At 64.7% G+C, this 26,739-nt stretch carries 21 protein-coding genes; 5 read left to right on the top strand and 16 right to left on the bottom strand.

Annotated elements, in window-relative coordinates; translation table 11 throughout:
• Window positions 1–216 precede the first annotated feature (216 nt).
• From SO180_RS12460 to SO180_RS12425, 8 genes are all read right to left on the bottom strand, one after another.
• On the bottom strand, window positions 217–666 hold the full coding sequence (locus SO180_RS12460; protein ID WP_449379111.1) for a c-type cytochrome: 450 nt from the start codon (window positions 664–666) through the stop codon (window positions 217–219).
• 180 nt (window positions 667–846) lie between these two features.
• Window positions 847–3,156, bottom strand: a complete 2,310-nt coding sequence (locus SO180_RS12455; protein WP_449379110.1) for a xanthine dehydrogenase family protein molybdopterin-binding subunit — start codon at window positions 3,154–3,156, stop codon at window positions 847–849.
• Window positions 3,157–3,301: 145 nt separating this feature from the next.
• Window positions 3,302–3,646, bottom strand: coding sequence for a DUF1127 domain-containing protein (locus SO180_RS12450; protein WP_449379109.1), 345 nt, complete (start codon window positions 3,644–3,646; stop codon window positions 3,302–3,304).
• 309 nt (window positions 3,647–3,955) lie between these two features.
• Window positions 3,956–5,482 (bottom strand): murein biosynthesis integral membrane protein MurJ, encoded by a 1,527-nt coding sequence (murJ, locus tag SO180_RS12445; RefSeq protein ID WP_449379108.1) that lies wholly within the window; start codon window positions 5,480–5,482, stop codon window positions 3,956–3,958.
• Window positions 5,483–5,698: 216 nt separating this feature from the next.
• Window positions 5,699–6,850 (bottom strand): DegT/DnrJ/EryC1/StrS family aminotransferase, encoded by a 1,152-nt coding sequence (locus tag SO180_RS12440; protein ID WP_449379118.1) that lies wholly within the window; start codon window positions 6,848–6,850, stop codon window positions 5,699–5,701.
• A 51-nt stretch (window positions 6,851–6,901) separates the two neighbouring features.
• Window positions 6,902–7,906 (bottom strand): Gfo/Idh/MocA family oxidoreductase, encoded by a 1,005-nt coding sequence (locus SO180_RS12435; protein ID WP_449379107.1) that lies wholly within the window; start codon window positions 7,904–7,906, stop codon window positions 6,902–6,904.
• Between the two features lie 182 nt (window positions 7,907–8,088).
• Complete coding sequence (locus tag SO180_RS12430; protein WP_449379106.1) at window positions 8,089–9,501, bottom strand: mannose-1-phosphate guanylyltransferase/mannose-6-phosphate isomerase; 1,413 nt, start codon at window positions 9,499–9,501, stop codon at window positions 8,089–8,091.
• 7 nt (window positions 9,502–9,508) lie between these two features.
• Window positions 9,509–10,498, bottom strand: a complete 990-nt coding sequence (locus tag SO180_RS12425) for an NAD-dependent epimerase (protein WP_449379117.1) — start codon at window positions 10,496–10,498, stop codon at window positions 9,509–9,511.
• A 212-nt stretch (window positions 10,499–10,710) separates the two neighbouring features.
• Between SO180_RS12425 and SO180_RS12420 the strand changes: the two genes are divergently transcribed.
• Both SO180_RS12420 and SO180_RS12415 read left to right on the top strand, forming a co-directional pair.
• Window positions 10,711–11,670: a lysylphosphatidylglycerol synthase transmembrane domain-containing protein gene (locus SO180_RS12420; RefSeq protein WP_449379105.1), complete on the top strand. Its 960-nt coding sequence runs from the start codon at window positions 10,711–10,713 to the stop codon at window positions 11,668–11,670.
• Between the two features lie 35 nt (window positions 11,671–11,705).
• On the top strand, window positions 11,706–12,701 hold the full coding sequence (locus SO180_RS12415) for an MraY family glycosyltransferase (RefSeq protein ID WP_449379116.1): 996 nt from the start codon (window positions 11,706–11,708) through the stop codon (window positions 12,699–12,701).
• 18 nt (window positions 12,702–12,719) lie between these two features.
• On the opposite strand, the gene SO180_RS12410 is transcribed toward SO180_RS12415, so the two are convergent.
• The 6 genes from SO180_RS12410 to rfaD form a co-directional block, all read right to left on the bottom strand.
• Entirely contained in the window at window positions 12,720–13,667 is a 948-nt protein-coding gene (locus SO180_RS12410) for an NAD-dependent epimerase/dehydratase family protein (RefSeq protein WP_449379104.1), read from the bottom strand.
• Entirely contained in the window at window positions 13,664–14,884 is a 1,221-nt protein-coding gene (locus SO180_RS12405) for a glycosyltransferase family 4 protein (RefSeq protein WP_449379103.1), read from the bottom strand. Before SO180_RS12405 ends, SO180_RS12410 begins: the two co-directional genes overlap by 4 nt.
• A gap of 2 nt (window positions 14,885–14,886) precedes the next feature.
• Window positions 14,887–16,797, bottom strand: a complete 1,911-nt coding sequence (locus SO180_RS12400; protein WP_449379102.1) for an SDR family NAD(P)-dependent oxidoreductase — start codon at window positions 16,795–16,797, stop codon at window positions 14,887–14,889.
• Between the two features lie 84 nt (window positions 16,798–16,881).
• Window positions 16,882–18,168, bottom strand: coding sequence for an O-antigen ligase family protein (locus SO180_RS12395; protein ID WP_449379101.1), 1,287 nt, complete (start codon window positions 18,166–18,168; stop codon window positions 16,882–16,884).
• A complete protein-coding gene (gene rfaE1 / locus SO180_RS12390; RefSeq protein ID WP_449379115.1) occupies window positions 18,165–19,637 on the bottom strand; it encodes a D-glycero-beta-D-manno-heptose-7-phosphate kinase in 1,473 nt (490 codons plus the stop codon). Before rfaE1 ends, SO180_RS12395 begins: the two co-directional genes overlap by 4 nt.
• Before the next feature lie 25 nt (window positions 19,638–19,662).
• Window positions 19,663–20,643 carry an ADP-glyceromanno-heptose 6-epimerase gene (rfaD, locus tag SO180_RS12385; RefSeq protein WP_449379100.1) on the bottom strand — a complete coding sequence of 327 codons (981 nt, stop codon included), beginning with the start codon at window positions 20,641–20,643 and terminating at the stop codon, window positions 19,663–19,665.
• Between the two features lie 210 nt (window positions 20,644–20,853).
• On the opposite strand from rfaD, the gene waaF reads away from it, so the two are divergent.
• Window positions 20,854–21,924, top strand: a complete 1,071-nt coding sequence (gene waaF / locus SO180_RS12380) for a lipopolysaccharide heptosyltransferase II (RefSeq protein WP_449379099.1) — start codon at window positions 20,854–20,856, stop codon at window positions 21,922–21,924.
• Between the two features lie 145 nt (window positions 21,925–22,069).
• On the opposite strand, the gene SO180_RS12375 is transcribed toward waaF, so the two are convergent.
• Together SO180_RS12375 and SO180_RS12370 are read right to left on the bottom strand one after the other, a co-directional pair.
• Window positions 22,070–22,372: a hypothetical protein gene (locus SO180_RS12375; protein WP_449379098.1), complete on the bottom strand. Its 303-nt coding sequence runs from the start codon at window positions 22,370–22,372 to the stop codon at window positions 22,070–22,072.
• Between the two features lie 252 nt (window positions 22,373–22,624).
• On the bottom strand, window positions 22,625–23,662 hold the full coding sequence (locus SO180_RS12370) for a glycosyltransferase family 4 protein (RefSeq protein WP_449379097.1): 1,038 nt from the start codon (window positions 23,660–23,662) through the stop codon (window positions 22,625–22,627).
• Window positions 23,663–23,789: 127 nt separating this feature from the next.
• On the opposite strand from SO180_RS12370, the gene galE reads away from it, so the two are divergent.
• Both galE and SO180_RS12360 read left to right on the top strand, forming a co-directional pair.
• The gene (galE, locus tag SO180_RS12365) at window positions 23,790–24,803 is read left to right on the top strand and encodes a UDP-glucose 4-epimerase GalE (RefSeq protein WP_449379096.1); all 1,014 of its coding nucleotides are present in this window, start codon (window positions 23,790–23,792) and stop codon (window positions 24,801–24,803) included.
• A 117-nt stretch (window positions 24,804–24,920) separates the two neighbouring features.
• A complete protein-coding gene (locus tag SO180_RS12360; protein WP_449379095.1) occupies window positions 24,921–26,729 on the top strand; it encodes an ABC transporter ATP-binding protein in 1,809 nt (602 codons plus the stop codon).
• The last annotated feature ends 10 nt before the right edge of the window (window positions 26,730–26,739 follow it).

The raw sequence follows: 26,739 nt of genomic DNA, 5'->3' as shown, positions 1-26,739 counted from the left end.
TTCGAACAAGGAGATGATCTGAAATGATCTAACAACCACTCATCCTTGACCAAGCCCATACAAGTATTCCAGAGACGCCAGACGTTCCTTACACCGCCGCGGCGTACTGGATCGCCCGCTTTCGCTTTCGCGGGCGATGACAGCGCAGATGTGATGCGCGCATGCCACGATTCGGTGATCGCGAAGAGAGCTGCCGGAGCGGCAACGCCCGCCCCGCTACTTCAACTTCACGCGATAGGTTTCGTGGCAGTCGGTGCAGCGATCATTCATGCTGGTGTAAGCGGCCTTCAGGCTCGCGAGGTCCTTGACCTTGCCCTTGACGTCCGCGATCGCCTTCTGCACCGGCGGAATCTTGGAGTCGAAATCAGCCTTGTTTTGCCAGACTTTTGGCGACGCGCCGTAGGTCGCGTTCACGACGTCCTGCTTGGGATTGACCTCGAAGGTCTTGGCGATCTTGGCGACATCGGTCTCGAGGTTGGCAATCGCCTCGTCGACGGCCTTCTGGTTGTAGGGGATCTCGCCTTTGGTCATCTTCAGGATGACGCCATACATGCTCTTGGCCTGCGAGCGCATCAGATTGTCCTGCTGAACGGCAATCTCCTGCTGCGCCATCACGGCGCCCGCACCCAGCAACAAGGTGCCCACGACAATAATCGTCCGTTTCATCTGGTATTTCTCCGGGCTCGCAGACGTTTCAAGAGCATGATCCGGGAAAAGTGTGACGCGGTTTTCCGAAAAAGATCATGCTCAAACACTCAGAACCACGCTCCGCATTGCGGGAGGCACGGCCCATCCCTGAATAGAACCCCGCCGCGGGGTTTTATTCCCGCATGCGGAGATCACGTATCAAAGGCTGTGACGGCGATGGTGCTCGGTGATCGCGATCCACACCCGCTCCGGCGTTGCCGGCATGTCGATGTGGTCGATCTTGTATTCGCGCCAGAGGCCATCGACGATGGCATTGACGACCGCGGGGCACGAGCCGATCGCACCGGCTTCGCCCGCACCCTTCACCCCCAGCGGATTGGTCTTGCAGGGAACGTTGTGGGTCTCGAACACGAAGGCCGGACCATCGGCCGCGCGCGGCAGCGCGTAGTCCATGTAGGTGCCGGTGACGAGCTGGCCGTCACCCGCGCCATAGACCACCTGCTCCATCAGCGCCTGGCCGATGCCCTGCATGGCGCCGCCATGCACCTGGCCGGCGAGCAGCAGCGGATTGAGCGTCTTGCCGAAATCGTCGACGATCACGTAGTTGACGATCTTGATCACGCCGGTGGCCGGGTCGATCTCGACCTCCGCCAGATGCGTGCCGTTCGGATAAGTGCCGTCGGCGCTGGCAAAGGTCGCGCTGCCGTTCATCTTCGATGGGTCGGCGCCGGGGCGCTTGGCGAGATCGGCAAAGGAGATTGAGCGGTCGGTGCCGGCGATACGGATTGCGCCGCCCGAGATCTCGAGGTCGCCGGCGCTTGCCTCCAGCGCCTGCGCCGCGATCTCCTTCAGCTTGTTGCCGAGCTCCCCCGTGGCACGTTCCACGCAGACGCCGCCTGTCGGGATCGAGGCCGAGCCGCCGGTGCCGAGGCCGGTCGCGATCTCGTCGGTGTCACCCTGGCGGATATGCACGCGCTCCGGCGGCAGGCCGAACTGCTCGGCAACGATCTGGGCGTAAGCCGTCTGGTGCCCCTGCCCGCTCGACTGCGTGCCGATCAGGACGGTGACGTCGCCGTTGGGGTCGAGCCTGACATTGGCGGTCTCCTCCCCCATCACGCCGCAGATCTCGACGTAGCTCGCCAAGCCAATGCCGCGGACCAGGCCCTGCTTCTTGGCCGCCTTGGCGCGCTTTGGAAACTCCTTCCACTCCGCGATCTCCATCGCGCGCTTCAGATGCGCGGCGAAGTCGCCGGAATCGTAGATCTTGCCCGTCGCGGTCTTGTAAGGCAGCGCCTTCGGCTGGATGAAGTTCTTGCGGCGGATGGCGTCCGGCGTCATGTCAAGTTTTCGCGCGCACGCGTCCACAAGGCGCTCGATGACGTAAGCGGCCTCGGGACGGCCCGCGCCGCGATAGGCATCGACCGGCACACTGTGGGTGAACACCGTGCGCACCCGGCAGTGGAAGGCCTGGATGTCGTAGAGGCCCGGCAGCATGCCGGCGCCACCATGCGGGATATAGGGCCCGAAGGTCGACAGATAGGCGCCCATGTCGCCCATCAGGTCGCAATCCATGGCGAGGAATTTGCCGTCCTCGGCCAGCGCCATCTTGGCGGTGGTGACGTTGTCGCGGCCCTGCGCGTCGCCCATGAAATGCTCGGAGCGGTCGGCCGCCCATTTCACGGCCTTCTTCAGCTTTCGCGCCGCGACCGCCATCAACGCGTATTCGCGGTACGGAAACAGCTTCGTGCCGAAGCCGCCGCCCACATCCGGGCAGATCACCCGCATCTTGTCAGTCGGGATGTTGAGCACGTTCTGGCAGAGGATGTCGCGCAGGCGGTGGCTCCCCTGGCTGCCGACCGTCAGCGTCAGATGGTCGCGCTTGGCGTCGTATTCGCAGACCGCTGCACGCGTCTCCATGAAGCTCGCGACCACGCGCGGATTGACGATGGAGATTTCGGCGACCGCATGCGCTTTCGCAAAGGCAGCTTCGGTTGCGGCCTTGTCGCCGATGGAGACGTCGAACAAGACGTTGCCGTGCTTGTCCGGCCAGACCTGCGGTGCGCCCTGCTTCACGGCGTTGACGACGCCCGTCACCGCCGGCAGCGGCGCCCACTTGACCTCAATCGCCTCGATCGCGTCGCGGGCCTGATCGATGGTCTCGGCCACCACGAAGGCGATGGAATCGCCGACATGGCGCACCTCGTCCTTGGCGAGGATCGGGTAAGGCGGGCCGGTGAACGGATCGGTCTCGAGGTTGAACAGGCACGGCAGATTGCCGAGATCCCCGACGTCGTCGGCGGTCAGGATCAACGCGACGCCGGGCAGCGTGCGGGCGCGACTCACATCGATGGTGTATTTGGCATGCGCGTGCGGCGAGCGCAGCATCAGGCAGCGCAAGGCCGCGTGCGGCGCATAGTCGTCGGTGTAGCGGCCCTTGCCGCGGATCAGTACGTCATCCTCCTTGCGCAGCACGCTTTGGCCAACGCCGAACTTGATGGGAGCAGCCATGTTCTCTCCATGCCCTCATGGTTGTTTTGCCGTATATTGCAGCGGAACGGCGGGCAGCGCAAACGGCTTTACCATGCAAGATGGCCGCAGGCCGGGCAAAGCGCCGCGCCCCCGCGCGGATGGCGGGGGCAGGACGATTGATCTGTCACATCCCCCCACGGCTCCATAGATGCCTCGTGCTATCTCTAAGCGTATCGATAGCCCGTTCAGGTGTGAGGTAGTCAATCTCGCCGCGCGTCAAGCCAATATCCATCAGCTCCCTGTCACTCAGGTCCTGCAAGCTGGCTCGCAAGCTCTCGCGCTGGCGTTGCTCCTGAAACGCACGCCAATATCGCTTGAGCAGGCTTAAGACGCGCCCCGTCGCTGCGGCCGCTCCAGCACCGTCCTTTTCCGACAAAGTGTCGTCCAGCGTTGCAATGGAGAGGTCGAGGCGGAGCGCCGCGGCATCGCGCTCGGTCTCGGATGTGATGTTCGTCTGTTGGGGTGGCATCGGATGCTCCTGCTGTTGTGCCGGCAGGGAGCGTGGCCAAACAAAAGGCCCCGTCCGATGCCGGCGGGGCCTTTGTGAAAAGATGTCGTCGTCGAATTCCTAGCGCGCGACTCCTTCCACGGCCCAGCCGAAGCGGGTCATGTCCTTGAAGTTGACGTTGCGCACTACTTTGTTCATGAGGCGCCAATACCACGGGAATCGTGCAAAATCAAGGGATGTGCGGAGGTCCGATGCATCCTAGAGGCGAGAACCTCGAACCGGCGCATTCGTCCCCCGTAAAACGGACACAACGAATCTATTGGAGTTCGCCTAGCCGCGCACCAGCGAGACCAGCCAGCGGCGGCCAAACAGCACGAGGATCGCGAGGGCGTAGACGATCGTGCCCCCGACGGCCAACAGGACCAGCGTCAGTTCGTCGTGGAAGCGCATCGGGGCAAGATAGGCACCGCCGAAGCGCGCGATCAGCCAGAAGGCGGCTGCCAGGACTAATCCGGTCAGCAGGAATTTGACGAGCGACAACAGCCAGGCGCGATCCGGCACGAGAAAGCCTCGTCGCACCGCGAAGAAGAGCACCAGCAGCAGATTGGTCCAGACGCCAACGGCGGTTGCCAGCGCCAGGCCGATCTGGGCGAGCGATCCCATCAAGGCGACCTTCAGGGCGACGTTGACCGCGATGCCGGTCAGCGATGCCCGAACCGGCGTCGCCGTATCCTTGCGCGCGTAGAAAGTCGCGACCGCGCTACGGATCAGCACGAAGGGAATCAGGCCGATCGCATAGGCCGCGAGCGTCGCGCCCGCGGCTGCCGCATCGGCCTTGGAGAAGGCACCACGGGCGAACAGCGCGCGCATGATCGCCTCGGGCACGGTGATGAAGGCCGCGACGAAGGGCACCGAGAACAGCAGCGTGAAGTCGAACGCGCGGCGCTGCGCCTTCATCGCGCCATCATGGTCGTTGGCCGTGATCCGCCGTGACATCTCCGGCAGCAGCACTGTGCCGATGGCGATGCCGATGACGCCGATCGGTAGCTGGTTGAGGCGATCGGCATAGTAGAGCGCCGACAGCGCGCCTGCGGGCAGGAAGGTCGCGATGATGGTGTCGGCGAACAGTGCGACCTGCGTGCCCATCGAGCCCAGCGTCGCCGGGCCCAGCGCCTTGAAGAAGCTGCGGACATCCTCATCGAGCCTCAGCGGCGCAAAGCGCGGCAGGCCGCCATGGCGCGCGAGATCACCCGCGAGCAGGAAGTACTGAAGGAAGCCCGAAATCAGGACGCCCCAGGCGGCAGCGTGCCCTGCGCTCGGAAACCAGGCGGCCAGCGCCAGCGTCATCATCATCGAGACGTTGAGGAAGATCGACGCAGCCGCGGCGCTTGCAAAGCGCTGCATCACGTTGAGCATGCCGCCGTAGAGCGTCACCAGCGTGATCAAAAGCAGATAGGGGAAAGTGATCCGGGTCAGCTCGATCGCGAGCTTGCGCTGCTCGGCGTCCTCACTAAAGCCTGGCGCCAGGATGCTCATGGCCTGCGGCATGAACAGCCAGGCGACAATCAGCAGCATGAGCTGGGATGCGAGCAGCAGCGTGAAGATGCGGTCGGCGAACAGTCTTGCGGCCGCCTCGCCCTTCTCGCCATGGACATGGGCATAGGCCGGCACCCAGGCGGCGTTGAAGGCGCCTTCGGCAAAGATCGCGCGGAAATGATTGGGCAGCCGCAGCGCCACGAAGAAGGCGTCGGCAACGGGGCCGGCGCCCAGGATCGCCGCGAGCATGATGTCGCGGGCAAACCCCGTCAGCCGCGAGAGCAGCGTATAGCCGCCAACTGTGAAGATGCGTCCAAGCATGCGTCCGTTTTAGAGCATGGCCAGATTAGGTCTAGGTGCAAGCCGCGCGGCGAAGTTGCGCCCCCTCCCCCGCTTGCGGGGGAGGGTTGGGGAGAGGGTATCTCCGCAAACGAGAACCCCCAAGAGTATAGAGCCCTCAGTCGGATTGCTTCGCAATCCGACCTCTCCCGCAAGCGGGAGAGGTACCCCCAAGGTGGCACCACAAAATCAGGACAATCAGGTTGAAATCGCGCCGCGCACGGCGGCGATGATTCGCTCCTGGGCCGCTTCGTCGAGATAGGCGTGCATCGGCAGGCTGATGACGTCCTCCGACAGGCTCTCGCAGGCCGGCAGGCCGCCGTCGGCGACCGGATAGTGCCTGTAGGCGGTCTGCTGATGCATGGACTTCGCATAGTAGATCGCGGTCGGCACGCCCTGGGCCTTCAGTGCGGCGGCAAAGCCGTCGCGGTCGGTGCCCTTAGGCAGGCGGATGGTGTACTGCGCCCAGACCGAGGTGCACCCGGGCGCAAGTCGCGGAACGGTGACGACGTTGGACAGGCCACGGGCATAGCGTTCGGCCACCTTGTTGCGCGCCGCGATCTCGTCGTCGAAAATCTTGAGCTTCTCGATCAGGATTGCGGCCTGCATGGTGTCGAGCCGGCCGGTCAGGCCGAGGCGCACGTTGTCGTACTTGTCCGCGCCCTGGCCGTGGACGCGGATGCTGCGCAGCGTGTGCGCGAGCTCGTCATCATCGGTGAAGATGGCGCCGCCGTCGCCGAAACAGCCGAGCGGCTTGGCCGGGAAGAAGCTGGTCGTGGTTGCCAGCGCCAGCGTGCCGAGCTTGCGGTCCTTGTAGCTCGCGCCAAAACTTTGCGCGGCGTCGTCGATCACGAACAGGCCCTCGGCCTCCGCAATCGCGGCAATGGCGTCGTGATCGGCGGGCTGTCCGAACAGATCGACCGGAATGATCGCGACAGGCCTCAAGCCGGCCTTCCGGGCGGTCGCAATGCCGCGCTTCAGGGACTCGGCACTCATGTTGAAGGTCGCCTCATCCACATCGACGTAGACCGGCGTAGCACCGGTCCGCGCCGCCGGCGAAGCGGTTGCAATGAAGGTGAACGACGGACACAGCACGGCATCGCCGGGCCCGACGTTCTTCGCCATCAGCACCATCAGCAGCGCATCGGTGCCGCTGGCGCAGCCCACCACATGCTTGGCGCCGCAATAGGCCGCGAGCTGCTTCTCGAGCTCGGTGACCTCCGGTCCGTTGACGAACTGGCAATGGTCGAGGACGCGCGTGACGGCGGCATCGAGCGAAGCGCCGAGCCGGCGGCGCTGCGCGCCGACATCGATGAAGGGAATGGGATCGGAACGCAGATGCTGGTTCATGGCGCCTTGCGGGTTGTCTGGCAGATTCTGGGTGGTCGACATCGAGACGGATCAGCCGGCGACGCGGCGCGGCCCCTTGCGGGCCGCGGATGCCGCCGCGGGACGGCTCGGCGCCTCCAGGCAGCGCGTCGCGATCTCGAGGCTCGCAACGCCCTCATCGCCGGTCACCGCCGGCGTCTCGCCATGGCGCACCGCGTTGAGGAACGAGATCAGCTCGGCACGCAGCGGCTCGTCATGGCCGACCGGCAGATGCCGCATCGAATAGGCGCCGTCCGGCTTGAAGCCGAAGCATTCGGTGACCTGGCGCGTCAACAGATCGCCCATGACGTATTTGCCGCGCGTCGCGACCGTGACGCTGCGCGCCTTGAACGGCGTCAACCAGTTGGTGTTGATGTGGGCAAGCACACCCGACGCGGTGCGGAACTGCAACAGCGCGATGTCCTCGCGCTCGGCGACCGCGCTCGACAATTGCGGCTGCACCTCGACGATATCGGACTCGGTGAACCAGCGGATCAGGTCGATGTCATGCACGGCGAGGTCGATCACCACGCCGACATTCGACATGCGCGGCGGGAACGGACCGACGCGCGTGATCGCGATCGACAGGATGTCCTCGCCCGCGATCGCCTGCTTGACCGCAGCGACCGCCGGATTGAAGCGCTCGACATGGCCGACCATCAGCGTCACGCCAGCCTCGCGCGCAGCAGTGACGATCTCGCGCCCCTCTTCCACGGAAGACGCGATCGGCTTCTCGACCAGCAGGTGGACCTTCCTGGCGATGCAGGCGAGCGAAATCTCGTGGTGCAGATGGGTCGGCGCCGCAATCGTGACGGCATCGACGCCTTCGGAGACGAGCTGATCGAGCGTCTCGAAGCACTGGCAATTGGCAAGCTCGGTCGCACGCACGCGGTGCGCCGGCGAGGGATCGACCACACCGACCAGGCTGACGCCGGGAAGCCCCGCGAGCACGCGCGCGTGGTTGCTGCCCATCACGCCCGCGCCGATGACACCGACGCGCAAGCCGGCCTTGGCCGGTGCAGATCCTTTGGAACTCATCTGATCGAACCCCGATTCAACCCAAATCCCCGGCGCCACTCCTAGCACGGCGCCACATTTGTGGCGAATGCCGAGATAGTAGACCGGACACGATTTGATTCAAAAAATTACACGTTCCCCGGGCCTTAGGCCACGATCGGAGGCCGGCCTTGAGCCCGGATCACGCGATTCGGAGTTGCTGGTTACGACCTTTGATAGTCGTCTTCAATCCGGATGATATCGTCTTCCCCGAGATAGCTGCCGGTCTGGACCTCGATCAGCTCCAGCATGATTTTACCGGGGTTCTCCATCCGGTGCACCGCGCCCATCGGGATGTAGATCGACTCGTTCTCGTGCACCGTCTTGACGGTCTCGTTCACGGTGACCCGGGCCGCGCCGCGGACCACGATCCAGTGCTCGGCGCGATGATGATGCTTCTGGAGCGACAGCCGCCCGCCCGGCTTCACCACGATGCGCTTGACCTGGTGACGTTCGCCATTGTCGACCGACTGATAGCTGCCCCAGGGGCGATGCACCTTGAGATGCTCCTCAGTGACCTTCGGGGCCACCGTCTTCAGCTTGGTCACGAGGCGCTTGAGGCCGTTGGCATCCTTCTGGCGCGAGACCAGCACGGCATCGGCGGTCGCCACTACGACGAGATCGTCGACACCTTCGAGCGCGACCAGCGCAGAGTCGGTCGTGACGTTGCAATTGCGCGAATCCTCGAACACGGCAGTGCCGTGCGCGGCATTGCCTTGTGCATCCTTCTCCGAGAGCTCCCATACCGCAAGCCAGGAGCCGACATCGGACCAGCCACACGACACCGGGACGACGGCGGCACGCGTGGTCTTTTCCATCACCGCATAGTCGATCGAGATCGCCTTGGCGGAACCAAACGCCTTCGGCTCGAGCGTCACGAAGCCGAGATCGCGGCCAGAATTGGCGACGGCCTCGGAGACCGCCTGCACGCTCGTCGCATCGACCTTGCGATATTCGTCAAGCAGCACGGCGGCCGGGAACATGAAGTTGCCGCTGTTCCAGAGATAGCCCGAATTGACGTAGTCGGCCGCCTTCGCCGCGTCCGGCTTCTCGACGAATTTCGTGACCGCGCGCACCTCGCCCGCGATCACGTCACCGGGGTTGATGTAGCCATATTCGGTCGCCGGCCGTTCCGGCTTGACGCCGAAGGTGACGATGTGCCCTTCGCCCGCGGCAACGAGCCCCTGCCGGCACGCCGCGACGAACGCGGCGTTGTCGCGCACGACATGATCGGCGGCGAGCGCTAGCACGATCGCCGCGTTGTCGCGGCCCTGCGCAAAGGCGGCGCCGGCCGCAATCGCAGGTCCCGAGTCGCGCCGCATCGGCTCCAGCAGCACATCGGCCTCGACGCCAATCTCGACGAGCTGCTCCAGCACCATGAAGCGATAGGCCGCATTGGTGATGACGATCGGGCGATCGAACAGCGCGCCATCAGAGACGCGCAAGAGCGTGTCCTGGAACGTCGAGCGCGTGCCGAACAGCGGCAAAAACTGCTTGGGCCGCACCTCGCGCGAAGCCGGCCACAGCCGCGTGCCCGCGCCGCCGCACATGATCAGTGGAATAATGCGTTTGTCCATCATCATCTCAAACCTTGTAGTAGTCGCGATACCAGCCCACGAAATTCCGGACACCGATCTCGATCGGCGTTGATGGTGCGAACCCCGTGTCACGCATCAGATCCCCGACATCGGCAAAAGTCTCCAGTACGTCTCCCGGCTGCATCGGCAACAGATCCTTGACAGCCGTCCGGCCCAGCTCCCTTTCCAGCAGTCCGACGACGTGCATCAGCTCTTCCGGATGGTGGTTACCGACATTGTAGAGCCGTGACGGCGCATTTGCGGCGGCCGGGTTATCCACCGGAACACGATCAATTAGTTTGGATACTACACGCGTGACGTCGTCAACATAGGTGAAGTCGCGCCGCATCCTGCCATGGTTAAAGAGCCGGATCGGCCTGCCCTCCATGATGGCGTTTACAAACAGAAACATGGCCATGTCGGGCCGGCCCCAGGGGCCGTAAATGGTGAAGAAGCGCAAGCCCGTGACCGGCAGCCGGTACAGATGGCTGTAGGACTGCGCCATCACCTCATTGGCCTTCTTGGTCGCGGCGTAGAAGCTTACGGGATGGTCTGTTCCGTCCCCGATGGCAAATGGCAGTTTTGTGTTGGCGCCGTAAACGGAGGATGACGAAGCATAGACGAGATGACGACAGCCATTGTGCCGGCAGCCCTCGAGCACGTTGAGAAAGCCCTGAAGATTGGAATCGACGTAGGTCTGCGGATGATCGATCGAGTAACGCACGCCGGCCTGAGCGGCCAGATGCACGACGGTCGCGAACCGGTGCTGCGCAAATAGGTTCGCAATCGTGTCGCGATCGGCGAGATCGGCCTGGACGAAGGAAAAGCCGCCATGCCGCTGCAACACCTCCAGCCGCGCCCGCTTCAAGGCCGGATCGTAATAGCTGTTGAGATTATCGAGCCCGACGACCGGCCGGTCTTCGGCCAGAAGCTGCCGGGCGACGTGAAAACCGATGAAGCCGGCCGCGCCCGTGAGCAAAATTGCCTGATCTGCCATCATGTTCCCAAATCGTCCGCCGCCGCCTCTTTAGCCGCCGCGTCAAGGGGGCGGCAATAGCTACCGCGGCCTCTCACGACAGCTTCTCACGACGGCTTCTCACGACAGCTATTGCAAGATCGGCGCCAAGACCATACCAAAGCGGCCGAATTCGGCGCAGGGCGTCGGGTTACGCCAACTCTGAAGAAACCCCCTGTTCAAACGCGGGCGAGATGCGCCGAATCCTGCTTTCTGCGGCCAAGATCATCGTTTCCGGGGCGCTGCTCTATCTGGCGCTGCGCAAGGTGAACCCTTCCGATCTGTTGTCACGTTTCACCGTGAGCAGCCTGTACTGGATCGCGCTCGCGATCGCGGTGACGTTCCTCCAGATCTTCGTCGGTGTGCTGCGCTGGCGTGAGATCAGCGCGGAGTGCGGCGCGCCGCTCGAGCTCGAGCGCGCCATGCGCTACAACGTGATCGGAACCTTCTTCAACCAGACCCTGCCCTCGGCGATCGGCGGCGATGCCGTCCGGCTCTGGCTGGTCGCCCGCGCTGGCGCCGGCTGGCGTGCAGCGACCTATTCGATCTTCGTCGATCGCGCGATCGGCCTGATCGCGCTCGCGATCGTCATCGTCGCCAGCCTGCCGTGGAGCTATCGCCTCATCAACGATGCCCAGGGTCGCTCGGCACTGTTGCTGCTGGACTTTGCCGCGCTCGGGGCCGGTCTCGGCTTCCTGCTGCTCGGTGCCCTGAACTGGCCATGGCTGAAGCGCTGGTGGGGCACCCACCACATTCATGCCTGCGCAGTGATCGCCAACCGCGCCATCTTCAACCGTTCGCGCGGGCCGATCGTCACGATCCTGTCGCTGCTCGTTCACGTGCTCACCGTCGTGATCGCCTGGTGCGTCGTGCAATCGATCACGGCGCCCGTCAGTTTCGGCGAGACCTTCCTGCTCATTCCGCCAGTGATGCTGATCACCATGATGCCGATTTCGATCGCCGGCTGGGGCGTGCGCGAAGCGACCATGGGCCTTGCCTTCGGCTTTGCGGGCCTCGCAGCCAATGAGGGCGTCAACGTCTCGCTGCTGTACGGTGCGGTGTCCTTCATCGTCGGCGCGTTCGGCGGACTGCTCTGGATCTTCAGCGCGGAGAAAGCCCAGCAGGGATCGGCGCCGATAGGGGTTGCGGAGTGAGCACGTTCGCTTCGGGACCTGCAACGGCGGCGGGGATGTTTCTGCTCGTCCTCCTACCTGCCGCCCTGGCCGCGCTGCTCTCGGCCTGCATCACCTGGCGGAGCATGCCCCTGCTGCAACGTTACGCGCTGGCTCGGCCAAATGCGCGCTCCTCGCATCGGATCCCGACGCCGCAGGGTGCCGGCATCGCAATTGTCGCTGCGACCCTGCTGGTCGCCTCGCTTTGGGCCGCCTGGTTGAATGCATCCGTTCCGCTGGTTTTGATCGCGGCCACGGTGGTGATTGCGCTGGTCGGCTTTGCCGATGATGTCAAATCCCTTCCCGTCCTGGTTCGTCTCGTGCTGCAGGCCGCCGCCGCCGGAGCCGTCGTATTCGCGACGCCGGACAACTTGCGGATCATCCCGGCGCTGCCGCTGGATTTCGAGCGCGGCCTGATCCTGCTCGCCGGCGTGTGGTTCGTGAATCTCGTGAACTTCATGGACGGGCTCGATCTGATGACGGTGTCGGAGGTGGTCCCCATCACCGCCGCGCTGGCCCTGCTCGGATGGCTCGGCGAGCTGCCGCTGCCGGCCGCGTTCGTCGCGGCGGCGCTGTGCGGCGCCATGGCCGGATTTGCGCCATTCAACCGACCCGTCGCAAAGGTGTTCTTGGGCGATGTCGGCAGCCTGCCGATCGGGCTCCTGCTCGGCTGGTGCCTGCTGGGGCTTGCCTGGCATCAGCAGATCGCCGCGGCGCTGCTGCTGCCCGCCTACTACCTTGCCGATTCCACCGTCACGCTGTTCCGGCGCATTGCACGGCGGGAGCCGTTCTGGTCGGCGCATCGCTCGCATTTCTATCAGCGTGCCACCGACAATGGCTTCACGGTGTCCCGCGTCGTCAGCGAGGTGTTCGCGCTCAACCTCCTACTCGCGCTGCTCGCGATTCTCACGATCAAGGCCGCCTCGACGACGGTCACGACGCTGGCGCTGCTTGCGGGCGCCGTCGCGGTCGGCTTCGTGCTGCGCAGGTTTTCTCAGGTTCGGGCGGGCTGAGGCGACGCCGGCGGCATGTCAGGTGCCCTGGGGCGACAGCGCCAGTCGCAGTCCCTCGTCGAGCGACACCTCCGGCCGCCAGCCGGTCGCGATCGCCTTCGATACGTTCAGCTCGAGCGAGCCGATCAGGCTGTCATGGGTGTCCTGGCGGCCGATGACCCCGAGCACCGAGCCCAAGAGATCCTGCGGGACCGCGAACAGCCGCGGCCGCTTGCCCGCGGCATTGGCCAGCCTCTCGATGAACTCGGGAGTCGAGACCTGCTCCTTGTCGGCGATCAGGAAGATCTCGAAATTGCTCGCGGGATCGGGATGGGTGAGCCGGCGCAGGATGAACGACGAGAGGTTTTGCACGGCAAGGAAGGCGCGATGATTGCGGATCGCGGCGAACGGAAGCGGCAATCCGAGATTGACCGCCCGGCTCAGCAGCGCAAAATTGCCCTTGGCACCGGCGCCATAGACCAGCGGCGGCCTGATCACCGAAACCTTCATGTCGCTGTCGCGCGCCAGCGTCTTGAGACCTGCCTCGGCAGCCGCCTTGGACATGCCATAGAGCCCCCGCGGGGTCAGGATGTCGTCCTCGCTGAACGGCGCGCGGCCCTCATTGCTGCGGCCGTGAACGAGCACGGTGCTGATGAAGATGAACTGGCGCACGCCGGCCGCAGCCGCCGATCGCGCCAGATGCAGGGTGCCGGCGATGTTGATGTTGCGATAGAGCTGGACCGCGTGCTCCTCGTGCTTGTGGTGAACGCGGGCGGCAAGGTGGACGACGGCATCGACACCGTCGAGCGCGGCCTGCCAGTTGGTTTCGGGACCGATCGTTTCGACGACGACCTCGCCATCCAGCCCCTCAGGGCTGCGCACCGCGCGGCGGACCGACCACCCCTGGTCGACGAGGGCGGGCGCGACGTGGCGCCCAACAAAGCCGCTGGCGCCCGTCACCAGCACAACCGGCTTTCGCTCGCTCATCGTTGCCCTGCCAGTTCCGGATTGCGCAACAATTCGTCCATCACGCCAGCATAGGCATCCATGGCCGTGACGCGATCGAATTTTGTGGCGGCCTTCACCGCCCGGTCCACAATGGCCTTGGCGTCGGCCCCGGCCGCCGCGCGGATCGCATCCGCCAGCTCCTCGGGGCGGCCCGGCGCCACCACCCAGCCCAACCCGTTTTCGACCACTGTCAACGCAGCCTCCGCCTCAGGCTCGGAAACCAGCACTACCGGACGACCGACGGCCAGCAGATTATAGAATCGGCTCGGCACCGACACACCCGCGACGTTCTTCCGATAGGGGATGATCCAGACGTCGGCGGCCGCGAGAAACGCCTCGAGCTCGGCGTCCTCGACGCGCGGCACGAAGGAGACATTCGGCAAGCTCGATTCCGCCTGCAACTGCTTCAGCCGCTCGAACCCGATCCCCCAGCCGGAGAGCAGGAAGTGGATGTCCGTCTGCTGCCGCAACAGGCGCGCGGCCTCGAACACGATCTCCGGATCGTGCGTGAAACCGAGATTGCCCGACAGCCCGACAACGAAGCGGGCCGGCACCGCGCGGCGGAAGGGATTGTCCACCGAGACCGGACGCAGCGCAGGAGCGAGCGTCGCCCAGTTCGGGATGAAGCGAATCTTGTTCGCGGTCATGCCGTGGTAGCGCAGCAGCGGTCCCTCGGCGTCACGGCCAATGGTGATGACGGCATTGAGCGCGCGGAACATCAAAGCGTTGGCGGCACGGATCACGCGGGTCACGATCGAGCGCGGCTTGAGCAGGCCCGCCATCACCAGCACGTCGGGAAACAGATCGTGCATGATCAACGCGGAGCGCGCGCCCTTCAGCCTTGCAGCCGCCGCGACCGCATAGGGCAGCATGAACGGCGCAGTCACGGTGAGCACGACATCGCCGCGCCTCAAAACCTTCGTCAACGCGAGGAAGGTGCGCAGCGCGAACAGGATCTCGGCACGAGCGCGCCGGACCAGCGCCGCCTTTCCGGTCATCCGGTTCTTGACGGCAACGACGCGCGGCTTGCCGGGTCCGGTCTGCGAGGCCGGCAGCTCGCCGGGCATGCCGGACAGCACAACGACCTCATGGTCCACGGCCAGACGGCACGCGATCTCCGCCATGATCGTCGCCGTGGTGCTGGGATCCGGCGGATAATGCTGGCTCGCGACCACGATCTTGCCTTGAGACTGCATGGTCAGGCCGCAGTCGATCCGAATTCCGGAACGGCATCCTTCAGGATGGTCCTGATGGTGGCGCGATCGTCGCGTGCGATCGCCTGCTCCAGCGCGGAGGTCCATTTGCGCAGGGTCTGCATCGGCGGCTCGTTGGGCCGCGCTGCCATAATGCCGGCAATGCCGATCTCGACGGTCGGCTCCTCGGACGCGAACAGGATCTCGTTCAAGCGCTCGCCGGGCCGCATGCCGCTGAACACGATCTCGATGTCGTAGCCGGGCTGCAGGCCGGAGAGGCGGATCATGCGCTCGGCGAGATCGACGATCTTGACCGGCTGGCCCATGTTGAGCACGTAGACCGAAACGTTCGAGCGCTCGGCCCCGAGCGCGTGGGTCGCAGCCGTGATCACGAGGTCGCAGGCCTCGCGGATGGTCATGAAGTAGCGGACCATGTCGGGATGCGTGACCGTGACCGGACCGCCGGCATCGATCTGCGCCTTGAATTTCGGTACCACCGAGCCGTTCGAGGCGAGCACGTTGCCGAAGCGCACCGAGATCAGCCGCATCGGCGACTTGTCTCCGCCCTGCGACCCCAGATCGTGATCGAGCGCCTGGCAGTACATTTCCGCAAAACGCTTGGTCAGGCCGAGCATCGAGACCGGCTCGATCGCCTTGTCGGTCGAGATCATCACCATGGCCTCGGCGCCGGCGGCAAGGGCGGCGTCCGCCACGTTGATCGAGCCGAAGATGTTGGTCTTGACCCCCTCGCTCCAGTCGCGTTCCAGGATCGGCACGTGCTTGAGCGCGGCGGCATGGAACACGATGTCCGGCTTGAACTCGGCCATCAGGCGCATGACGCGTTCGCGATCGCGGATGTCGGCGATCCGGCCTTCGATCGTCGCCGCAGAACCCTGCGCCGCAAGCGCTTCCGTGACCGCGTAGAGCGCCGGCTCGGAATTCTCGATCACCAGCAGGCGCGCAGCACCGAAGGCGACGACGCGCTCGCAGATTTCCGAACCGATCGAGCCGCCGCCGCCGGTGACGATTACGGACTTGTCCCTGATCAGGGTTTCCAGACGCGCATAGTCGATCTTCTCGCTCGGCCGCAGCAGGAGGTCCTCGACCGCGACCGCCGTGAGCCGCGGCGTGTCGCCGCTCTCCAGCGACGGCATGCGGTTGACGATCACGCCGAGCTTGCGCGCCCGCATCAGGATCGATTCCGGATGGGCTTCGGGCTCGAACGCGGACGGCGTCATCACGACACGGGCAATCGGCTTGTTGCGCTTGGCAAAGTCGCCAATGACGTCCTCGATGTCGTCGATGCCGCCCAGCACCGGCACATTGCGGATCAGCTGGCCGCGATCGGAGCTCGACGGCGACAGCACGCCGACCGGCCAAATGCGCTTGATCGCCCCGCTCTCGATGCCGCGCAAGAGCACCTCAGCGTCCGCCGCACGGCCGATCAGCAGCGTCGGCGAGGCATCCTCGATCCGGGCGTGACGCCGCACCCGCGTATAGCGGAAGTAACGATAGGTCAGGCGCAGCGCGCTGAGGAAGGAGATCTCCAGGAACCAGTAGAGGATGATGGTCACCTTGCCGAGGAAGAAGGTGCCGTGGACGTTGGGTGCGAGGAAGATGTAGTCCAGCACGAGCAGTGCGAAGGTGAGCACGGTCGCAACGCGGATGATGTTTAGCGCATCGGGCAGCGAGATGAAGCGCCATTTCGTCGTGGTCAGGTTGAAGACGTAAAACACGACCACGCTGAAGGCGAGGAACCCTGGCAGGATCTTCAGCAGCAGCGGCAAACGGGCGAAGAACAGCTCCCCGCCCTCGAAGCGCAGATAGAAAGCGACGAACAGCGCCGCCGTGGTCGCCAGGAGGTCGTGGAGTGCGATCAGGAAATTGCGCAAGGTAAGATGCGAAAGACGCGTCATCCGCCGACCGATGAATATCCAGTTAGATGCAACCTGACCGCGCTGATAGCCCATCTCGTCGAGACATGCCAGCCGCCCGACCGCTCAGGAACCAGCTTCCCCCACCTTCGGGTCAGCTTGTCGCGCGCGGATCACCATGCCACCGGCAACGCCGACGCCGATGACGTACATCCAGCCCTCGTGGAAGTCGAACAGATGGGAGTTGAATAGCGAAGTGAAGATATTCTGCACCACGACCAACAGGCCGATCCAGTTGGCAAGTCCGTCGCCGCGAAACAGCAGAAGGTGCAGGAGCCAGATCGCATAGAGGACGACGATGCCGATGACGCCCCATTGCACGGCGACATTCAGCGTCTGGTTATGCGGATTGCCGATCACCTCGGCAGAAGCCTGGTAGCGCCCACTGGGCGTGGCGACCTGCTCGAACAATCCGCGCGTCGAGCCGGTGCCGTGCCCCATGACCGGAGCCTCCGCGAAGAAACCGAGGGATTTTCGCCAGAATTCGAGCCGCAGCCCGAGCGAGGTCGGCTCGCCCCTCTCCTTGTAGCCACGATAATCGCTGGCGAAGCTGTCGGCGGTCTTGCGCAATTGCGGCGAGATCTGCCAGGCGAGCGCAGCGCCAGCGAGCAGAGCGGCGGAGATGATCGCGATGCTGCGCCATTTCAGGTGCAAAAATGCGAACACCGCGAACATGATCGGCACGGTGACGAGCGCGGTGCGCGACACCACGACGAAGGCCATGTTGGCGAAGAAGCTCAGCGCGAGCGCCGTGAGCAGGACGGCGAGCCCGTATCGCTTCTCACGCAGCAGCATCACGACCGGATAGGCGAGCGCGACCGCGCACAGCGTGAATTCCTGGCTCTGGTCGATGTAGTTCTTGACGAAGATGCCGCGCTCGACGTTTCCGGGCTTGATCGAGAGTGCGGGATTGAAGGCGACCAGCCAGGACATCACCGACAACAGCGCGCAGGAGACCAGGAAGGCGACGAACACCCACCGTCCGCGCGAGGAGCGTTCGAAATGATAGAGCAGAACCGGCAGCACGAGCAGCTTGACGGTCGGGTTCACGGCGTAGAGCCGCGCGCCCCACGCCGCATCCGACCACAGCGTTCCGACAAGCGCGAGCACGAACAGCGCGATCGGCGCCGCACAGATCGGCCGCTTCAACGATTGCAGGAAATCCCTGACGTCGAGAAATGGCACCATGCAGACGAGCATGAGGGCATTGAAGATCGCGGCCAGCGAGGTCGACCAGGGCAGCGAGGCCGCGGTCAGCACCGCGAACAGGTCCACGGTCTCGCCCCACGCAGCGGGGCTGCGCAAGCGGCGGAGCATCATCGCACCGGTGGTTTCCCGCGCCAGCGTCGTCACGTCGTCCCTCCCCGCGCCCGGTTGACGAGTGCGGTCGTGCTGAATCCCCTGAGGATGTCGACCAGCACCACCGTTCCGCCCGCGGCTTCGACCACCTCATGGCCGACCACCTGCTCGCGGGTGTAGTCGCCGCCTTTCACCAGCACGCTTGGCTTGATATCGGTGATCAGATTGATCGGCGTATCCTCTTCGAAGATGACGACGAGGTCGACGGCTTCGAGTGCGGCCAGCACCTCGGCCCGCGCGCGTTCGTTCTGCACCGGCCGGTCCTCGCCCTTCAGCCGCCGCACCGAGGCGTCGCTGTTGAGGCCGACGACGAGGCGGTCACAGGCCGCGCGCGCCGCGGTCAGCACCTTGACGTGGCCGGGATGCAGGATGTCGAAGCAGCCATTGGTGAAACCGACGCGAAGGCCCTGCTTGCGCCAGTCCGCCAGCTGCTCGGCAAGCGCGCTGGGGGCGAGCACGATCTTTTCCTCGGCCGCGAGATAGGCATGCGGCAGGATTTTTCGCCGCAGCTCGGCCGCACTCACGTTCGCGGTGCCCTGCTTGCCGACCGCGACCGCAGCGGCGGCACTGGCCATGCGCAGCGACGTATCCCAATCGGCGCCTGTCGCGAGCGTCGCGGCAAGCGCGGCAGCGACGGTGTCGCCGGCGCCCGAGACGTCGCGCACCTTCGCCGGATAGGCCGGCACGTGGACCGCCTCGCCCTCGCGCGGCACCAGTGTCATGCCGTGCTCGCTTTGCGTCACCAGGATCGCCTCGCAATCGGCAAGCCGCATCACGTCCTGCGCGGCTTCGGTGATGCTCCCGACTGTGTCGGCGCGGCTGCGGGTCGCCTCGGCAAATTCCCTGCGGTTGGGCGTGAGCAGGGTGGCGCCGCGATAGATCGCCCAGTTGAGGCTCTTGGGATCGACGATCACGCGCTTGCCGAGTTTGCGCGCGGCGTCGATCACGTTACGGATCACGCGCGCGGTCAGCACGCCCTTGGCGTAATCGGAGAGCAGCACGATGTCGGCGCGCGAGATCTGCGGCAGGATCGCCTCGATCAGCTTCAGCTCGATTTCGGGGGAGGCCGGCACCGCCTGCTCCCAGTCGGCGCGCAGCATGTGGGTGGAAAAATGTTCGGAGACGAAACGCACTTTCCGCGTGGTCGGGCGCGAGGGATCGCTGACCAGCACGCTTTCAATGCGGGCGATCTCCGTCAGCGCGCCCTTGAGCCGCGCCCCCGCCTCGTCCTCGCCGACCAGCGCGACGAAGATGCAGCGCGCGCCGAGGGACGCGATGTTGCGCGCCACGTTACCGGCGCCGCCGATATGGGTCTCGCTGCGCTGCGCGACGATGACGGGCGCCGGCGCCTCCGGCGAAATCCGCGAGACCTCGCCATAGACGAATTCGTCGAGCATGAGATCGCCGATGCAGAGCACCGTGCGGCCAGCGACGGCCTCCGCGAGCGTATCGAAATCGAAGATGGGCGTCTGCATGGTCCTCAACGCCTCAGCGGAAACGGTCGGGCCGGTCAAGGTAGCCCCTGACATAGGCCGTCACCGCATCTTCGAGCGCCGTGAAGCCGCCGTTATAGCCGGCGCGGCACAGGCGATCGACCTCGCTCTGGGTGAAATACTGATAACTGTCCCGGATCGTCTCGGGCATATCGATGTATTCGATGTTGGGCCTCGTGCCGAGCGCCGCGTAGGCCGCGAGCATCATGTCCTTGAAGCTGCGCGCCTTGCCGGTTCCTACGTTGAACAGCCCGCAGACCGAGGGCGTTGCAAGGAGCCACATGATGACCCGCACGACGTCGTCGACATAGATGAAATCACGCCGCTGATCGCCGTCGGCAATGCCCTCGCGATGCGACTTGAACAATTGCACGACGCGGCCGGTCCTGATGTCGTCGAAGCGCTTCGCCAGCACGCTCATCATCGTGCCCTTGTGGTATTCGTTCGGGCCGAACACGTTGAAGAACTTGAGCCCCGCCCATTGCGGCGGCAGCTTGTCGCCGCGCGCGACGCGCCCGGCGACAGTGAGATCGAACAGATGCTTGCTCCAGCCGTAGAGATTCATCGGCCGCAACGCCTTCAGCGCGGCGAGCGAGGCGTCATCGCCGAAGCCCTCCGCGCCGTCGCCATAGGTGGCGGCTGATGAGGCATAGATGAACGGCACGGCGTTCGCCGTGCACCAGTCCAGAAGGCGCATCGAGAGACGGAAATTGGTCTCGACGACGAGATCGCCATCCGTCGCGGTTGTCTCGGAAATGGCGCCGAGGTGAATCACGGCATCGAGCTTGTGACCGCTCAGCCAGTCGATCAGTTCCGCGGGCGGCACGATGTCGGCGAGCTGACGCTTGGCGAGATTGCGCCATTTGCCCTCGTGGCCGAGGAGGTCGCAGACCGCCACGTCGCTGCGGCCCGCATCATTGAGCGCCGCCACGACGTTCGATCCGATAAAACCGGCCCCGCCGGTCACCAGCAACATTCAACCGTCCCTGCCCGATTTGCCAAATTCAGTGCGACTGACCAAGAAACTGTCCAAGAAACGACCCAAGAACCCGCCGCAAGCCCTGCCGTAGCGCATGATCCGCCAAAGTGTAAGCGGTTTTGGGGATCGGAACTGTCCCGCCTTGTCCTGCCTGTGCAGAGCGGCTACCGAACGGACCCTGTCGACGTCACCTGGGCCCCTTAACAAATGAACGAACATTCGCAATTTAGTGGATTTGAGGATCCGGCCGACACGCGGCCGATTCTGATCATCCCCTACATGTGGATCGGCGATTTCGTTCGGAACCATACCGTGGTGCGGGTCCTGAAGGAGCGCTGGCCGAATCGGCCGGTCGACCTCCTGACCACCCCGCTCTGCGCTCCGCTGGTCGATTACATGCCGGGCGTGCGAGAGGGGATCGCTTGGGACCTACCGCGCAGCCGGCTCGCCGTGACCAGACAATTCGGCCTCGCAAGGCTGCTGCGCGAGCGGAACTATAGCACCGCCCTGGTGCTGCCCCGGACCTGGAAGGCGGCCATCGCGCCCGCGCTGGCCGGCATCCCCGAACGGGTCGGCTTCGTCGGCGAATTCCGATTCGGCCTGATCAACCGCTGGCGCTGGGGCGAGAAACGGCTACCCCGCTTCATCGACAAGAACGCCTCGCTCGCCCAACCCGACGGCGCGCCGCTGCCGCCGGAATGGCCGGTGCCGCAATTGCGCGTTCCGCCCGAGGAGGTCGCACGCTGGCGCCAGACGAACGGCCTGACCGGGGTCACCGCAGTCGCATTGGGGCCGGGATCGGTCGGCGCCTCCAAGCGCTGGACTTACTATCCGGAAGCGGCCCGCCAGTTCGTGGAGAAGGGCCTGGAAGTCTGGGTGGTCGGCGGCCCCGGCGAGAAGGCCATGGCACAGGAGATCGTCGCTGCCGGTGGGCCGCGCGTGCGCGACCTGACCGGCACGGACTTGCGCAACGGCGTGCTCGCGATGGCGGCAGCCGGCGTTGCCATTTCCAACGACTCCGGACTGATGCACATCGCAGCCGCCCTGGGCACGCCGACCATGGGCATCTTCGGCCCGACCAGCCCTTACCTTTGGGCGCCGCTCAACGGCCTTGCCGCCACCGTCGTGCAGAACAAGTCGATCCTTTCCTGCCAGCCTTGCCAGAGCACGATCTGCCGGATGAACGGCCACCGCTGCATGCGCGACATCGCGGCCTCCGAGGTCGTCGCCATCGCGCAGCGCGTGCTCAGCGAAAGCGGCGCACGCGCCACGACGTGACAAGCGCACTGAAGCGGGATGGTTTTTGGTTGGAATCGGAAGTGAGTCGAGGATCCAGATCACCTCTCCCGAAGGGAGAGGTCGGATCGCATCGAAAGATGCGATCCGGGTGAGGGGTTACAGTCTCACTGAGCGCCGCAGCCCTTCACCCGGATTGCTGCGCAATCCGGCCTCTCCCCGCTCGGGAGAGGTGCCGGGCAACGACCTTCTCCGTCGACCGCCGACGGGGAAGGAAGAAACTATTGACGAGAATGGGATCGGTATCTCCGAGCGCTGTCCGCTCTTGGACCAGCAGGCCCATGACCGAGCGCATCTTCATGATCTCCTGCGCCACGAAGGCGCAGCTCTCATCCCGATTGATCTGATCACGCATGATGGCCTCAGCCTCAAGCATGCTCACGCGTAACGCCCTGATAAGTCTTCGGATTTCGTTGATGCGATTGTCCATAGCCATCTCCACTTCAGGGATGGCAGAATAAGAACAAAACATGAACAATGTGTCAAGGACGTCGAAAACCAACAAAGCCCGCGGCCGATGACACGGTGCGAGCCCGATCATTTCTGCGATGATGCCTGTTTGGCGATTTGCCCGACGCATCAACCAATTTCGCAAAACCCGCAAGTCGTCGCCCCACCCGTCACCGCTACTTTGCATGGGGTTGTTTTCGAGTTTTTTGTCCTGGCCCCCGAAAGCGCCGGTTCAGAGCAGCGGACGATAGACGTCTCCGATCCTCCCCGCCTCGGCATCGAGGCTGAACCTCGCGAGCACCCGTGTCCGCCCGCGCGCGCCCATGGCCAGCGCGGCGGCGGGGTCGCGCATCAGCGGCTCGAGCGCGGCGACCAGCGCATCCGCATCGCCCGGCGGCATCAAGACGCCGGTAACGCCGTCCTCGACCACGAGCTCGGCCGCGCCGGCGCGTGAGGCTGCGAGCGCGCTGCCCGCCGCCATCGCCTCGATCAGCGTCAAGCCAAAGCCTTCGTTGCGCGAGGTGAAGGCGTAGATCGTCAGCCGCTGATACCAGCGCTGTACCTGTTCGATCGGTAGCTCGCCGGTGATGACGATGCGCGATTGCAGGCCGGCGGCCTCGATCCGCTTTTTCAGATCATTCGCGAACGGCATCTGCTCCGGGGTGATCGCACCGACGATGACGGCGGTGAAATCCGGATGGCGCGGCAACAGACGGCACATCGCATCGACGAAGACATCGCTGCCCTTCTGCGCACGCACGCGGCCGAAGCAGCCGATCGCGTAGCGACCCGGCAGCGCGGCTTCCGCAAACGCTGCGCCGCGATCCAAAGGCGGCGCGTAGATGTCGGTGTCGACGCCATGCGGAATCACGATCGCCTTCACTTTCAGGAACGACGCCGAGATGTCAGAGGTTGCGATGATCGCGTCCATTCGCCGGATCAGCCAGCGCGTGATCCAGCTATGATGCCGCTGCGCGGCCGAGGTGAACACCAGCTTCAAGGGCCAGCCGAGCGCGCGCAGCAGCACGCCCGCGATCATCTCGTTGTTGCGGCGCGCGTGCCAGATCAGCGGCGCGCGCCGGCGCCATAGTTTCAGGAAGTCGGCAACGCCAAGGCGCGCGATCCCCTCCGGCGCGTCGGAGCCGAACCAGGCGGCGCGAAACAGCCTTGCCAGGCGCGGCGCGACCATCCGGTTCGTCGCGGTCACGCCGGAATAGCGCCTGTGCAGATTTGGCACGATCAGTTCGAGATCGCCCGGGAAATTGGCCACGTCACGCTCCGTTTCGTGCGGCTCCTATACGCAACATTAAGCATAGTGACCAGTTCAGCCGCGCCGATACCCCCTCTTCACCACGCAAACGTTAGCATCACCGGATGATCGCAAGACGGGTGAGATCATGACTGTGCTTGTCACCGGCGGTGCCGGCTATATCGGAAGTCACACGGTTCTGGCGCTGGCGGAAGCCGGCGAGGACGTCGTCGTGATCGACGATCTCTCCACGGGCTTTTCCGCTTACCTGCCGGAAGGCGTGCCGCTGTTCATTGGGGACGCCGGCGACGAGAACCTTGTCGAAGGTGTGATCGCCCAGCACAACATCGACAGCATCATCCATTTCGCAGGTTCGGTCGTGGTACCGCAGTCGATGCGCGATCCGCTCGGCTACTACCGCAACAACTTCATGACCGCGCGCAACCTGCTCAACGTCGCAGTCAAGCGCGGCATCAACCGCTTCATCTTCTCGTCGACCGCCGCCGTCTACGGCAATCCCGACCAGGTGCCGGTGCCCGAGCAGGCGCCGACGCGGCCGCTCTCGCCTTACGGCTCCTCGAAGCTGATGACCGAGATCATGCTGCACGACGTCGCCTCGGCCTACGGCATGCAATATGTCGTGCTGCGCTATTTCAACGTGGCCGGCGCCGATCCGCAGGCGCGCATCGGGCTCGCCACCGTCGGCGCCACGCACCTGCTCAAGATTGCAGTCGAAGCCGCCACCGGCCAGCGCGCCAAGATCGACGTGTTCGGCACCGACTATCCGACACCGGACGGAAGCTGCATCCGCGACTTCATCCACGTCACCGATCTGTCGCAGGCGCATCACTCGGCATTGGCTTACCTGCGCCGCGGCGGCCCCTCGATAACGCTGAACTGCGGCTATGGCCGCGGCTATTCCGTGCTCGAGACAATCGATGCCGTGCGTCGGGTTGCGGGGCGCAGCTTTGCGGTCCAGTACGCGCCGCGCCGGCCCGGCGACATCATGACCATGGTCGCCGATACCAGCCGCATCCGCAGCGTGCTGGACTGGAAGCCGCAATATGAGAACCTCGAAACGATTGCGGCCCATGCGCTGGCCTGGGAGGAGCAGCTGTTCCGCGAGCGCCACGGCGAGCTTCGCCAGGCGGCGTCGGCCTAGAATCGTTAGGTTTGCAAGTCCTTAATTGGGCTTGAAAAACCCTCCCTGAGCGGGCACAGAGGCCATTCGATCCCTGACGCGCGGGCAGGCTTGCCCCCGGCCGTCAATGGACTACGGATGGCCCAGTTTCCAAAGAAAATCACCGACGATCCCTATGCGGCAGCGATCCTGATTCGCCGCCTCGTCACGGAACAGGGGATCACCTATTGGCGGCGCTATCTGGTCGCCTTCGCGCTGATGGCAACGGCCGCCGGGGCGACCGCGGCCGCGACCTACGTTCTCGGCCAGGTCATCAACCAGGCCTATGTCGACAAGAACGTTCCCGGCATCGCGATGCTGTCCGGCGTGACGGTGATCCTCTTGTTCATCAAGGGCGTGGCGACCTATGGCCACATGGTGATCCTGACCAAGATCAGCAACGCTATCCTCGCCACCAACCAGCGGCAGCTCTTCGCCAAGCTGATGCGCGAAAGCATCGGCTTCTTCTCCGAGCGGCACTCCTCGGAATTCCTGGCGCGCCTCACCGCCGGCGCCAAATCGATCACCGACGTCCTCAACATGCTGGTCAACGCCGTCGGGCGCGACCTGTTGATGCTGCTCGCCATGATCGGCGTGATGGTGTGGCAGGATCCGCTGATGTCGTTCATCGGCCTCGTCGCGGTGCCACCGGCAATGCTGGTGCTGCGCAAGCTGGTCAAGCGCATCAAGGGCCTCGCCTACAACCAGTTCACGGGCACCGCGGACATCCTGGAGACCATGCAGGAATCGCTGCAAGGCATCCGCACGGTCAAGGCGTTCACGCTGGAAGATGCGATGCAAAGCCGCATCGACGAGAACATCGCAGTCGTGGAGCGCAACGCCAACAAGATGGCGCGCGTCGCCAACCGCTCCAATCCGCTGATGGAGATGCTGGGGGGCTTCGCGGTCGCCGGCTGCCTGCTCTATGGCGGCTACAGCGTGGTCGCACTCGGTGCCACCCCGGGGCAGTTCTTCTCCTTCATGACCGCGTTCCTGATGGCAACCGAGCCGGCCAAGCGGCTGGCGCGGCTCAACATCGACCTCAACAGCCAGCTCGTCGGCGCGCGCATGCTTCTCGAAGTCGTCGACAGCCCGGCGAGCGAGCAATCCGATGACGACAAGCCGGCACTGAAACTGTCGGACGCGCGGATCGAGCTCAACGATGTCAGCTTCGCCTACCGCGCGGGCGAGACCGTGCTCAACCGCATGAGCTTCACTGCCGAGCCCGGCAAGGTCACCGCGCTGGTCGGCCCTTCCGGCGGCGGCAAGTCGACCGTGCTGGCGCTGTTGCTGCGCTTTTACGAGGCGACGCAGGGTGACATCCTGATCGACGGCCAGTCGATCGCGTCGGTGTCGCGCAAATCGCTGCGCGCGCAGACCGCCTATGTCGGCCAGGACGTCTATCTCTTCCGCGACACCATCCGCAACAACATCGCCTTCGGCAGGTCTGGCGCCAGCGAAGATGAGATCATCGATGCCGCCAAGGCGGCCTGCGCCCACGATTTCATCATGGGCTTCCCGCTCGGCTACGACACGCCGGTCGGCGAGCATGGCACGCAGCTCTCAGGCGGCCAGCGCCAGCGCATCGCTGTCGCCCGCGCGCTGCTCAAGAACGCCCCGATCATCCTGCTCGACGAGGCCACCGCCGCGCTCGATTCCGAATCCGAGAAGCAGGTGCAGGAGGCGATCGAGCATCTCTGCCGGAACCGCACCACCATCGTGATCGCGCACCGTCTGCACACCATCATGCACGCGGACGCCATCCTGGTGGTCGAGGGCGGCGAGATCGTCGAGCGCGGACGGCATGACGAGCTCTTGCGTCGCTCCGGCCGCTACGCCTCGTTCTTCCGTCTCCAGCATCACGACACCAGCCCGCTGGGGCTGGCGCCAATCAGCGCAACCGCTTAGGAATTCTTAT

Source organism: Bradyrhizobium sp. UFLA05-112 (assembly GCF_053572325.1).
Note: the sequence above shows the minus strand (reverse complement) of the source record. Positions and strands in the feature narration are given on the sequence as shown.